Below are 11,617 nucleotides of genomic sequence, written 5' to 3' on the forward strand. Positions count from 1 at the left end.
CATTGGGCCAGCAGCCCCGACGCCCACAAGGGCTGACACGCGCATTGCCTGGCGTCGGCAATCGGCCACACCTCGGGCCGGGCGCGCCGGCGTCGGCCGCAATTCTCTGGAACGGCGCGGGGAGCGCCCATAAGATCGACGCGGACCCCGCTCCCGCGCCGAGGACACCATGACCGAGAGCCCCGTATGACCGACACCACCGACGCCCCCGACATCCGGGCGCTGATCCTCCGCGACCCGGACCTGATCCTCGAGGATCAGGCGCTCATGCAGGCGCTGCTCGCGGCCGACCGCAAGGCCTATGGCCGCAAGGTCGTCGACCTGCGCGGCGTTCTGGTGGAGCGGCTGGAGGAACGCCTCGACCGGCTGCAGGACACCCACCGCGAGGTGCTGGCCGCGGCCTATGACAATGTCGCGGGGATGAACCAGATCCATCGCGCCAGCCTCGCGCTGCTCGAACCCGCCGACTTCGAGGGCTTCCTCACCGTCCTGACCCGCGACGTCGCGCCGATGCTCGGCGTCGAGGTGATCCGACTCGCCCTCGAGGTGCCCGGTGCCGAGGCCGGCTCCAGCATCGGGCCCGGCGCGCTGCGCGAGGCGGTGATCGGGCTGCCGGAGGGTGGCGTCGACGCCTATCTGACGCTCGGGCGCAACGTGGCACCGCGCGCGGTGACCCTGCGCCGCGCCGATCCGCCGCTCGATGACGTCTATGGCGAGCATGCGGGCCGGGTGCACTCCGAGGCACTGCTGCGGCTCGATCTCGGCCCGAACGGCCCGATCGGGGTGCTTGCGCTTGGCGCGGCCGACGCGCGGCGGTTCAATGCCGAGCAGGGGACCGACCTCATCACCTTCTTCGCCGCGGTTCTCGAGCGCACGCTCCGTCGCTTCGTGGCATGACCGCGCCCACGTCCTCAGGCACCGCGACCGCGCCCTCGGGTGGCGCGCTCGCCCTGCTCGAGGAGTGGCTTGCCCAGCTCGGCGCCGTGCGCGGCGCCAGCCAGAAGACACTCATCGCCTATCGCCGGGACGTGGCGACCTACCTCCGCTTTCTCGCGGACCATTGGGGCGGCCCGGCCGGTTCGGCGGCGCTCGCCCGGGTCTCGACCTCGGACATCCGCGCGTGGATGGCGCACGAGCGCAGCCGCGGCCTCTCCGCCCGGTCAGTGGCGCGCGCCCTCTCGGCGGTGCGCTCGTTCCACGCCTGGCTCGCCGAGGCCCGTGGCCTCATCGCCCCCGCCGTCACCGCCACGCGCGGACCACGGGTGAAGCCGCGCCTGCCCCGGCCGGTGGCACCCGACGCTGCGAAGGCGCTGATCGCGACCGTCGGCGCTCAGAGCCTCGAGCCATGGGTCGCGGCGCGGGACATCGCGGTGGTGACGCTGCTTTACGGCTGCGGCCTGCGCATCTCCGAGGCGCTGTCGCTGCGGCAGGGCGTCGCGCCGCTCGGCGACATGCTGAAGGTGCGTGGCAAGGGCGGACGCGAGCGCCTCGTTCCGGTGCTGCCGGTGGCGGCGGCGGCGGTCGAGAGCTATCGCCGGCTGATGCCGTTCCCGCCCGATCCGTCGGCGCCGCTCTTCCGCGGCGTGCGGGGTGGCGAGCTCAACCAGCGCCACGTGCAGCAGATGATGGCGAACGCGCGGATGCAGCTCGGCCTGCCGCCCACCGCGACGCCGCATGCCCTGCGGCACTCCTTCGCCACCCACCTGCTGGAGGCGGGCGGCGATCTTCGCACGATCCAGGAGCTTCTCGGCCACGCCACCCTCGCCACGACGCAGGTCTATACCGGGGTCGATCAGGCGCGGCTGATGGAAGTCTACGCGGCGGCGCACCCGAAGGCGCACTGACCCTTCAACGGCCGCGCGCGGGCAGCATCCGCTCCATGACGCCGCTCTTCAGGATCAGCCGGTGATAGAGCGCGCCGGCCACGTGCAGGCCGATCACCACGAGCAACAGCGTCTTCAGGATCTCGTGCGCTCCACCCGCCGCACCGACGCCGCCGAACCACGCGACGAAGCCGGTGAGCGGCAGGAGCAGGAGCAGGAGATAGAGCGTGCCATGCGTCGCAGCGGCAGCGATCTGCAACGCGCGCGGCTCCTCCGCCGGGGGCGGCGGGGCGCCACGGGAGAGCCGCAGCACGACGCGCCAGACGGTGAATACCAGAATGGCGATGCCGGCAAACACATGGACCGGGACGAGCCAGCTCGTGGGGATCTCCGCCGCGCCGCGCATGGTGGCGCGGAACGCCCGGCTGATGGCGCCGTCGTTCAGGAACTGGGCGAGAATGAGCAGCGCCGTCAGCCAGTGCAGCGCGATCTGCGTCGAGGTGAAACGGGCCGGCATCGTGCAATCCTTCTCTGTATGCTACCTTGGCATGAACGTTAGAGCAGACGCTCTCCGTCGTCGTTCTCACGGGTGCGTGATCCGACCGGCGCCCTTGCATTCGGAACCGATCGGGCCAATTGCCGGGCGAACGCCTGGCCGCACCCTCACGCGGCCTCGCCGGGCTACAACGGAGATCGCCGATGACTGCCAAGCTCTTCACACCGCTCGAAGCCGGTGCGCTCAGGCTCCGGAACCGGGTGGTGATGGCGCCGCTCACCCGCAACCGCGCGCTGCCGGACGGCGACGTGCCGGGTCCGCTCGCCGCCGAATACTATGGTCAGCGCGCAGGCTTCGGGCTCATCATCTCCGAGGGCACGCAGGTCAGCCAGCAGGGGCAGGGCTACATCTGGACGCCCGGCATCTACAGCGCCGCGCAGATCGACGGCTGGAGCGGGGTGACCGAGGCGGTCCACGCGAAGGGCGGCACGATCGTCGCGCAGATCTGGCATGTGGGCCGCGTGTCGCACTCCTCGCTGCAGCCGGGGGGCTCCGCGCCGGTCGGGCCGTCGCCCCTGACGGCGGCGACGAAGACCTATGACGGCACCGGCTTCGTCCCGACCTCGGCGCCGCGCGCGCTCGGGATCGACGAGATCCCCGGGATCGTCGCCGACTTCGCCACGGCGGCGCGCAACGCCCGGGAAGCGGGGTTCGACGGCGTCGAGATCCACGGGGCGAACGGCTACCTCATCGACCAGTTCATGCGGCCGAGCGCCAACGAGCGCAGCGATGCCTACGGCGGATCGGTGGAGAACCGCACGCGCTTCCTCGAGGAGGTGGTCGAGGCGGCGGCAGGCGCCATCGGCCCCGACCGCGTCGGCCTCCGGCTCAGCCCGTTCGCGCCGGCCAACGGCGTCGTGGTGGACGAGACGGCCCCGGAGATCTTCGCCCGCGGCATCGAGCGGATCGCGCCCTACGGCCTTGCCTACCTGCACATGGTCGAGGGCACGACCGGCGGCCCGCGCGACCTGCCGGCGGGTGCCTCGATCGACGCGCTGAGGCGTCTCTTCCCCGGGGTCTACATCGCCAACAACGGTTATGACCGGGAGATGGCGATCGAGGCGGTCGAGACCGGGCGGGTGGATGCGGTGGCCTTCGGCAAGCTCGCGATCGCCAACCCGGACCTCGTGGAGCGCCTGCGCCAGGACGCGGCGCTGAACGAAGCGGACCGCAAGAGCTTCTACGGCGGCGGCGCCGAGGGCTACACCGACTATCCGGCACTCGAGGCCGCGTCCGCCTGATGTCGCAGATGACTGCCGGGGCGGCGGAAATCCTCGCCCCGGCACCGCCCGGAAGGGTAATGCTCGAAGGAGGCGCGTCCCTTCGGGAGGAACAGGCATGAGCGACACGGCACAGGCGACCGGAGCGGACCCGACCGGAGCGGAGTCGACCGGAGCGGAGGCCACGGCGGGCACACGGCGCGGGCGCGGCAGCGGTGGCGGCGCGGCCCGGCGGGCGGAGCGCACGGCCGTGCGGATCGAGACCGCCCCGTTCATCCGGCGGCGCATCCCGAATTACGAGATCCTCGACGAGGAAGGGCTCGCGCTCATCGAGGCGAATGCCGAGCGGGTGCTCGAGGAGATCGGCGTGCGCTTCGCCGAGAACCCCGACGCGCTGAAACTCTGGAAGGACGCGGGCGCCGATGTGCGCGGCGAGCGGGTGCACCTGCCGAAGGGGCTCGCCAGCAAGCTCTGCGCCACCGCGCCGCGCGAGTATGTCCAGCGCGCGCGCAACCCGGAGCGCGACGTGACCGTCGGAGGCAAGTCGCTGGTGCTGGCGCCGGTCTACGGGCCGCCGTTCGTGCGCGACATCGAAGGCGGCCGCCGCTACGCGACGATCGAGGATTTCCGGAACTTCGTGAAGCTCGGCTACATGTCGAAGTGGGTGCACCACTCCGGCGGCACGCTCTGCGAGCCGACCGACGTGGCGGTGAACAAGCGTCACCTCGACATGCTGCTCGCCCACATGACGCTCACCGACAAGCCGTTCATGGGCAGCGTCACCGCGCCCGAACGGGCCGCGGACTCCGTCGAGATGTGCCGGATCCTCTTCGGCGCCGACCGGGTCGGGCCGGAGTGCTTCATGACGAGCCTCATCAACATCAACTCGCCGCTCGTCTTCGACGCGACGATGATGGGCGCGCTCGAAGTCTATGCCCGCGCCGGGCAGGCGACGATCATCTCGCCGTTCATCGTCGGCGGCGCCATGGCGCCGGTCTCGGTGGCGGGCACGCTGACGCAGGTGCTGGCCGAGGCGATGGCCGGCATCGCGTATTCCCAGCTGATCAATCCCGGCAGCCCGGTGATCTTCGGCGCGTTCGTCACCTCGATCGACATGAACTCCGGCGCGCCGACCTTCGGCACGCCCGAGGCCTCGAAGATCCTCTGGGGCGCGGGCCAGCTCGCCCGGCGGCTGAACCTGCCGTTCCGCTCGGGCGGCGCGCTCTGCGGCTCGAAGCTGCCGGACGCCCAGGCGGCCTACGAGAGCGCGAACACGTTGCAGGCGGCACTGCTCGGCGGCGTCAACTTCATGCTGCACGCCTGTGGCTGGCTCGAAGGCGGGCTCGTCTCGGGCTACGAGAAGTTCGTGCTCGACGCCGACCAGCTCGGCATCCTGCACTCGCTCGCCGAGGGGATCGACCTCAGCGACAACGGCCAGGCGATGGACGCGATCCGCGAGGTCGGCCCGGGCGGGCACTATCTCGGCTGCGCCCACACGCAGGCGAACTTCAAGGACGCGTTCTGGCGCACGCAGGTCCTCGACTACCGCCCCTATGAGACCTGGGCCGAAGCCGGGTCACCCGACTCGATGACCCTTGCCAACGCCCGGGTGAAGAAGCTGCTCGGCGACTACCAGCCGCCCGCCCTCGACCCGGGCGTTGCCGAGGCGCTGCAAGCCTACGTCGACCAGCGCAAGGCCTCGGAGCCAGACGCCTTCGGGTGAGGCACGGGCGGTTGCCGCCACCTCCGATGCCGGCAAGGAAGGCACGGGACCGGCTGGTTGCTGTGTTGGCCGGCCGTCGGCGCCACAGCCAGCGATGCGGCAGTCCGCATCAATGGCGGGTTCACGCAGGCGCCTCCATGGCGCCGCTCACGCGCTCCTCTGCCGCGGCGATCTCCTCGCGTCTGCTCCAGCCCGGCATGGTGCGACTCCGCGAGCGCCTTCCCGGTACCATGGGAGCGCCGGGCCGAGAGACGGCCGCTCGTCGTCGAAATTAGCCTACTGCACCACGAACTCCGCGTGGAGGGCGCCCGCGGCCTTGATCGACTTCAGGATGTCGATCATGTCGCGGGCCGAGACGCCGAGGGCGTTGAGGCCCGCGACCACTTCCGGCAGCGCCACCGAGTTGTCGACGATGGCAAGGCCGTTGCCGGGCTCCTCGGTGATCTCTGCGTCGGTGCGCGGGATCACCACGGTCTGGCCGTCGGCGAAGGGATTCGGCTGCACCACCAGTGGCCGCTCCTCCACCCGGAGGGTGAGGTTGCCCTGCGTCACCGCCACGCGGCTGATCCGCACGTCCGAGCCGAGGATGATCGTGCCCGAGCGCTGGTCGACCACCACGCGCGCCTTGGTCGAGGTCATGACTTCGAGGTTCTCGATCTGCGCCATCAGCCGCGCCGGCTGGTCGACGCCCACCCGGTTGAGATTGAGCTCCACCGTGCCGGAATCGAGCATCCGCGCGATCCTCGTCCCCACGTCGCGGTTGATCACCGCCTCGATGCGGGCGGCGGTGGTGAAGTCGGGGTTCCGAAGCGCGAGCCGGATGTCGCGGACCTGCGTGAAGTCGAAGGCGACCTCACGCTCCACCCGCGCGCCCGACGGGATCAGGCCGGCGGTCGGCACGCCTTGCGTCACCGTCTCGGCCTGACCCTGCGCGAGGATGCCGCCGGCGATGATCGAGCCCTGCGCGACGGCGTAGATCTGGCCGTCGGCGGCGTTGAGCGGTGTCATGACGAGCGTGCCGCCCAGCAGGCTCTTCGCGTCACCGATCGCCGAGACGGTCACGTCGACCTGGCTGCCCGCCCGGGAGAATGGCGGCAACGCGGCGGTCACGAGCACCGCCGCGACGTTTCTCGCCCGGATCTGCTCGCCGCTGACGTTGACGCCCAGCCGCTCCAGCAGATTGACGATGGCGTCCTCGGTGAAGGGCGAGTTGCGCAAGGAGTCGCCCGTGTTGTTGAGCCCGACGACGAGCCCGTAGCCGAGGAGGTCGTTGCCGCGCACCCCGTCCACTTCCACCAGATCCTTGATCCGCGCGGGCGACGCCTCGCCCGGAACCGGGACGCCGGCGACGAGAAACCCGAGGAGCGGCAGGAACAGGAGCGCGCGAAGGATCATCGCATGTAGTTCGTGAAGCGCAGGTTGGAGAGGCGCGCGGTGACTGTGAGGATGGAGTCGAGCTGAATCTCGAGCGCCTGATAGGTGGTCGCGGCCGTCTCGATGTCGGCGCCGATCATGTGGGCCCGCGCGTGCGAGAGGGTGTTTGACTCCGCGGTGCGCGCGGCCTTCGCGGTCTCGAGCCTCTGCTGGTCGAAGCCGATGGCGAAGCTCAGGTCCTGCGCGCCGTCCTTCGCCGCGAGAAGGTCGCGCCCCGCCGCGGCAAGCAGCGCGAGGCGATCCTCGTTGCTGGTGGCGAAGGCGGGTCCGCCTGCGACGGCGGCCTTGGCCTGCGCCTTCAGGACCGCCACGATGCGGTCGTCGGTGGCGCTCACGCCATAGTCGAGGCGCTCACCCTCGCCGATGTCGGCGCCAGCGAGCCCGTCCGTCGACCCGAGGTAGCCGGCGCTGTGGAACGCACCCGCCGGACTCGCGAAATAGGCGTCGATTGCCGCGATGGCGTCGGCGGCGGTGACGGAGCCAGCGGCAAGTGCGTCGAGATCGGCGAGAATGCCGTCGGCCGGACCGATCGCGGGCCGGTCGGTGGCGGTGCCGGCGAAGAGCGACTGGCCCGCGACCTGCACGTTGAGGCGCGCCAGCGTGTCGGTGAGATCGCCGCGCGCCTGTTTCGCAAGGCGGAGCGCGCTTGCGACGTCGCCCTTCGGCACCGTCTCGTTGAGTGAGACGGCGAGCGCGTTCGCCGCCCCCGCAATCCCGGTGATCGTCGACTGCATGGTGTCGAGGCGCAGCCCGGTCAGCGAGATCGTCGAGGCGAAGGTGGCGTTTCGCGCCAGCGCCCGGTCGAGCGAGATCAGGCGGCTGAGATTGCCGCCGGTCGCCGCATGGCGGTCGGCGGTCTCGCCGGTGGACATCTCCTGCGTGGCCACGTCCATCCGTTCGCGCGCCTCGCTCGCCTGCCGCTGCAGCCGCTGCAGGCGGGCGAGATCGGATCCTCCGGAAACATACATCAGATCAGGCCTTCAGCAGGAGCTGCATCAGCTCGTCGATGACCGAGAGCACCTTGGCGTTGGCGGCATAAGCCTGCTCCACCAGGGTGAGTGACTGGAGTTCGGAGTCGGTGTCGACGCCGGTCGCATTCGATTCCTGCTCGGCGAGCGTCGCCTGCCGGGCACTGAGAAACGCCCGGTCCTCGTCGCTCCGGGCACCGCGGGAGGCGAAGAACGAGGTGATCTCCGAGGCGAGCGCCGCCGCGCCGCCGCTGGCCGAGGTCGAGGCGAATCCGGTCGGCGCGCGCAGGGCCGTGAAGGCATCGGAGAGCGCCTGGAGCGTGGCACCGTTGCCGACACTGCCCTGCGCAGTCGCGGAAAGCCCGTCACGGAGCCGCCAGACCGCGCCGTCGAGCGCCGGGTCGACCGCCGCGGTGACTGCGAGCCGGCCGGCCAGCCCCGTCTGGTTGCCGGCGCCCGCATCGACGAAAAGCCCGTTGCCCGCCGGATCGAGCGCGCTCGCCGGCATCAGCGTCTGGAAGCGGTGGATGACGTCGGCGGCGTAGGCGTCCATCTCGCGCTGCACCTGCGGCAGGGCGGTGTCACGCAGCTCGAAGAGCGCGCCGAGGCTGCCGCCGTCGAAGAGCCCTGCCCCGCTGCCAGCCGTGACCGCGACCGGTCCGGTGATGGCGCCCACGTCCTGCGCGAGACCGGAGAGCCCTGCGCCGGGCGTCATGCCGGCGGTGACGACCCCTGCCGCCGGGGTGAAGGCGAGCGGGTAGACCCGACCATCGAGAAGCGCACCGCCGTTCCGGGTAAAGAGCGCTACCGCGCCACCGTCGCGCTTCGCCACCTTGACCGGGACGACCGAGGAGATCCCGTCGATCAGTTGGGCGCGCTGGTCCTCGAGGCTCGTGGTATCGCGTCCGGTGGCCGCGAACGTCACGATCTTGTCGTTGAGCGTGTCGATCTGGCCGAGCGCCGTGTTGAGCCGGCCGACCTGCCGGCCGATCTCGGCGTCGGCCTCGGTGCGGAGCTGGCCGGTCTCGTCGGAGACCCGGTTGACCGCCGAGGCGAAGTCCTTCGCCGCCGACACCGCGCTGCCGAGCGCGGTGGTGGATTGCGGCGAGGACGCGGCCGCCATCAGCGCCGTCTCCAAGCCCGTGGCGAGCGCGGCGATGGAGGTGGCGTTCGACGTGTCGCCGATCGCCGTCAGGATGCGGTCGTAGGCGTCTGACCGGATGGCACTTGCGCCGAGTGCCGCGTCCATGGCGCGGCGCTCGGCGGTCAGGGTGGCGTTCTCCGCCCGCGTGGTGCCGGCGACCGCGACGCCCTGGCCATGGCCGCCGAGCCAGACGGACGAAAGCTCCGTGGCGCGCCGCGCGTAACCCGGGGTCAGCGCGTTCGCCACGTTGTTCGAGATGGTCTCGGCGAGCCGCGACTGGGCCGAAAGGCCCGAGGCCGCGTTGCTGAGTGCGCTCGAGATGCTCATGGGCGGTCCTCGTGCAGGCGGTGGCCGAAAGGCTCAGCGCTTGAGGTTGGTGGTTTCCTGCAGCATCTCGTCCACCGTCTGGATGATCTTGGCGTTCGAGGAATAGGCGCGCTGCGTCTGGATCAGGTGGGTGAGTTCGTCGGCGATGTCGGTGGTCGACTGTTCGAGCGAATAGCCCCGCATCTCGCCGGTCGGGCCCTGCCCCGCGTTCCAGAGGTAGAGCGAGCCCGACGCCCGGGAGATGCTGAAGGTCTGGTTGTCGAGCACCGTGAGCCCGTCCGGGTTCGGCACGTCGGCGACCGGGATCTGGTAGAGCGCCTTGGTGAAGCCGGTCGAGTAGCTGGCATGAAGAATGCCGTTCTCGTCGACCGACAGGCCGGAGAAGGTGCCCGCGCCCGATCCGTCCTTGGTGAGGCCGGTCTGCAGGAAGTTCGACCCGAGCTGGGTCATGTGGCTCGCCCCGCCCGAGTCCGAGCCGAGGCCCACGGCGATCGTCTGGTTGCCGAAGTCGAGCGTGAGATCGCCCGTGCCCGCGTCGTAGGCAGAGGTGACCGGGGCGGTGCCGCCGGAAAGCTGCGTGACCGAGAGGACGTTGCCGGCGTTGGTCGAGGAGTCGTCGAAGACGATCCCGTAGCTGCCGCCGGACGCGCCGGTCGCCTGATCGACGATGTCGAGCGTCCAGGTGTTGGTCCCGGCCGAGCCGGACGCGGCGACCGTCGGCGTGAAGCCGAAGCTCAGCGTCTTCGACGCGCCGAGGTTGTCGAAGTACTCCGTCGTGACGGTCTGCACTGTACCGCTGCCGGTGCCGGTCAGCTGGGTCGCGGTGGCGGGCAGGGTGACGTTGAGATCAATGCTCGTGGTCGGCTCGGCCGCGGCGCCGGAGAGATTCACCTGCACCGGCCGCAGGCCCTGCGAGCTGTCACGCGGATAGGCCGGGATCGTGCCGTCCGGATTTGCCGCCCAGCCGAGCAGCACGAGACCCGAAGAGGTCCGGAGGTAGCCGTCCGCGTCGGTATCGAACGAGCCGGTGCTCGTCAGCATGAACGGCAGGCCCTGGCCGGTCTCGTCCACCGAGGCGATGGAGGTGACGGGCAGCATCCCGCGCCCGGCGATGGCGATGTCGGTCGAGTTCGAGGTGGTGGCAAGCGCGCCCTTCTGCTCGATGTCCCAGATCGCGCCGGTGCGCACGCCGCCCGCGGTGAACCAGCGGCCGCCGCCAATGGTGTTCGGCGCCGAGTTGTCCGAGACCGCGAGCGACGAGAAATCGACGTCGGCCCGCTTGTAGCCGTTGGTCTGCGAGTTCGCGATGTTGTCGGAGATGGTCGCGAGCTTGTTCGCATTCGCGTTGAGGCCGGAGACGCCGGCGTTCAGCGACGAGGAAATGCCCATGCTCTGTCCTTTTCCCTTGGGGTCGCGCGAGCCGGGAAGAAGCGGGTCGCGGGGTCGGGTCTGGCGCATCCATGGCCCGGCGGGATTTAAGATGAGCCTAACGGCGACCGGCCCGCGCCCCGCCTCCCGCGCCGGCGCGGGCAACGGTCGGCCGAGCCGGTCATGCCCGGGACTTTCGCCCGTCGCTCAATCGGGGAAGTGGCGAAGCAGCGTGATCTCGATGCGGCGGTTGCGCGAATCACGCGGGTTGTCGGTCACGGGGCTGCGGTCGGCCTTGCCGGTGACGCGGGCAAGGCGATCATCGCTGACCCCGGCCTCGACGAGGCGCCCCCGGGCGAGCTGCGCGCGATCCGCCGACAGGTGCCACGGGTCCGGTCCACCGCGCCCGGTATCGCCCAGCGCGAGGTTGCCGGTAATCGCCACCGGGTTCGCGGTGTGGGCCAGCACCCGGCCGATCATCGCCACGAGTTCGCCAAAGATCGGGGTCGGCTTCACCGTGTCGTCGTCGAAGAGCGGCGAGCCTGCGGTGTCGAAGACCTCGATGATCAGGCCTTCATCCGTGACCCGCGTGCGGATGTGTTCGAGCATCGGGTCGGCTTTCATCGCGTCGCCGCTGCCGCCGAGGAGTGCCTTCTCCACGTCGAAGAGGCTCACGTCGCTGCCGTCCGCCTCGGCCCCGGCGCGCGTCGCCTTCGAGGGGTCGCTCTTCTGCCCGGTCTCGTCGCGCGCCAGCACGTCCTGGCTCAGCATGCTGTCGCCCTGAAACGGCCCGTCGCCGCCGCTCCGGCTCTGGCTGATCGGGATCGTCGGGCTGAAGTAGTCGGCGAGGCCGAGGCGTGTCTTCTCGTCGGTGGTCGAGAGCAGCCACATGAGCAGGAAGAACGCCATCATCGCCGTCACGAAGTCGGCGTAGGCAACCTTCCACGCGCCGCCGTGATGCCTCCCGGCAATCACGCTCCTGCGCTTGACGATGACGACGTTGCCGCCCTTTTCCATGGCCCCCGATCCCCCGATCTGCCCCGCGAGTAGAGGT

At 70.6% G+C, this 11,617-nt stretch carries 10 protein-coding genes; 4 read left to right on the plus strand and 6 right to left on the minus strand.

Translation table 11 applies throughout. The features are described 5' to 3' along the window. The first annotated feature begins 186 nt into the window (after positions 1 to 186). Positions 187 to 897, plus strand: a complete 711-nt coding sequence (locus HNP73_RS03885; protein ID WP_184147294.1) for a DUF484 family protein — start codon at positions 187 to 189, stop codon at positions 895 to 897. Then, positions 894 to 1,844, plus strand: a complete 951-nt coding sequence (locus HNP73_RS03890) for a tyrosine recombinase XerC (protein WP_184147295.1) — start codon at positions 894 to 896, stop codon at positions 1,842 to 1,844. The genes HNP73_RS03885 and HNP73_RS03890 overlap by 4 nt, the downstream gene beginning before the upstream one ends. A 4-nt stretch (positions 1,845 to 1,848) precedes the next feature. On the opposite strand, the gene HNP73_RS03895 is transcribed toward HNP73_RS03890, so the two are convergent. Then, positions 1,849 to 2,340 (minus strand): cytochrome b, encoded by a 492-nt coding sequence (locus HNP73_RS03895; protein WP_184147296.1) that lies wholly within the window; start codon positions 2,338 to 2,340, stop codon positions 1,849 to 1,851. A 182-nt stretch (positions 2,341 to 2,522) separates the two neighbouring features. Here HNP73_RS03895 and HNP73_RS03900 point away from each other — a divergent pair, with 182 nt between their 5' ends. After that, complete coding sequence (locus HNP73_RS03900; RefSeq protein ID WP_184147297.1) at positions 2,523 to 3,620, plus strand: alkene reductase; 1,098 nt, start codon at positions 2,523 to 2,525, stop codon at positions 3,618 to 3,620. A 97-nt stretch (positions 3,621 to 3,717) separates the two neighbouring features. Then, positions 3,718 to 5,322, plus strand: a complete 1,605-nt coding sequence (locus HNP73_RS03905; RefSeq protein ID WP_184147298.1) for a trimethylamine methyltransferase family protein — start codon at positions 3,718 to 3,720, stop codon at positions 5,320 to 5,322. A gap of 276 nt (positions 5,323 to 5,598) precedes the next feature. Here HNP73_RS03905 and HNP73_RS03910 read toward each other — a convergent pair whose 3' ends face one another. From HNP73_RS03910 to HNP73_RS03930, 5 genes are all read right to left on the minus strand, one after another. Further along, positions 5,599 to 6,717, minus strand: a complete 1,119-nt coding sequence (locus tag HNP73_RS03910; protein ID WP_184147299.1) for a flagellar basal body P-ring protein FlgI — start codon at positions 6,715 to 6,717, stop codon at positions 5,599 to 5,601. After that, on the minus strand, positions 6,714 to 7,724 hold the full coding sequence (locus tag HNP73_RS03915) for a hypothetical protein (protein ID WP_184147300.1): 1,011 nt from the start codon (positions 7,722 to 7,724) through the stop codon (positions 6,714 to 6,716). The genes HNP73_RS03910 and HNP73_RS03915 overlap by 4 nt, the downstream gene beginning before the upstream one ends. Before the next feature lie 4 nt (positions 7,725 to 7,728). Further along, on the minus strand, positions 7,729 to 9,195 hold the full coding sequence (flgK, locus tag HNP73_RS03920) for a flagellar hook-associated protein FlgK (protein ID WP_184147301.1): 1,467 nt from the start codon (positions 9,193 to 9,195) through the stop codon (positions 7,729 to 7,731). 33 nt (positions 9,196 to 9,228) lie between these two features. Beyond that, positions 9,229 to 10,584, minus strand: coding sequence for a flagellar hook protein FlgE (locus tag HNP73_RS03925; protein ID WP_184147302.1), 1,356 nt, complete (start codon positions 10,582 to 10,584; stop codon positions 9,229 to 9,231). Positions 10,585 to 10,770: 186 nt separating this feature from the next. Further along, complete coding sequence (locus tag HNP73_RS03930) at positions 10,771 to 11,580, minus strand: flagellar motor protein MotB (protein WP_184147303.1); 810 nt, start codon at positions 11,578 to 11,580, stop codon at positions 10,771 to 10,773. Positions 11,581 to 11,617: the final 37 nt, after the last annotated feature.

The sequence above is a fragment of the Amaricoccus macauensis genome, assembly GCF_014201905.1.
Classification (GTDB): domain Bacteria; phylum Pseudomonadota; class Alphaproteobacteria; order Rhodobacterales; family Rhodobacteraceae; genus Amaricoccus; species Amaricoccus macauensis.

Excerpts from the sequence above, each read along its gene's own strand:
- HNP73_RS03885 (WP_184147294.1), top strand. The coding sequence starts at position 187 with ATGACCGACACCACCGACGCCCCCGACATCCGGGCGCTGATCCTCCGC.
- HNP73_RS03890 (WP_184147295.1), top strand. The coding sequence starts at position 894 with ATGACCGCGCCCACGTCCTCAGGCACCGCGACCGCGCCCTCGGGTGGC.
- HNP73_RS03895 (WP_184147296.1), bottom strand. The coding sequence starts at position 2,340 with ATGCCGGCCCGTTTCACCTCGACGCAGATCGCGCTGCACTGGCTGACG.
- HNP73_RS03900 (WP_184147297.1), top strand. The coding sequence starts at position 2,523 with ATGACTGCCAAGCTCTTCACACCGCTCGAAGCCGGTGCGCTCAGGCTC.
- HNP73_RS03905 (WP_184147298.1), top strand. The coding sequence starts at position 3,718 with ATGAGCGACACGGCACAGGCGACCGGAGCGGACCCGACCGGAGCGGAG.
- HNP73_RS03910 (WP_184147299.1), bottom strand. The coding sequence starts at position 6,717 with ATGATCCTTCGCGCGCTCCTGTTCCTGCCGCTCCTCGGGTTTCTCGTC.
- HNP73_RS03915 (WP_184147300.1), bottom strand. The coding sequence starts at position 7,724 with ATGTATGTTTCCGGAGGATCCGATCTCGCCCGCCTGCAGCGGCTGCAG.
- flgK (WP_184147301.1), bottom strand. The coding sequence starts at position 9,195 with ATGAGCATCTCGAGCGCACTCAGCAACGCGGCCTCGGGCCTTTCGGCC.
- HNP73_RS03925 (WP_184147302.1), bottom strand. The coding sequence starts at position 10,584 with ATGGGCATTTCCTCGTCGCTGAACGCCGGCGTCTCCGGCCTCAACGCG.
- HNP73_RS03930 (WP_184147303.1), bottom strand. The coding sequence starts at position 11,580 with ATGGAAAAGGGCGGCAACGTCGTCATCGTCAAGCGCAGGAGCGTGATT.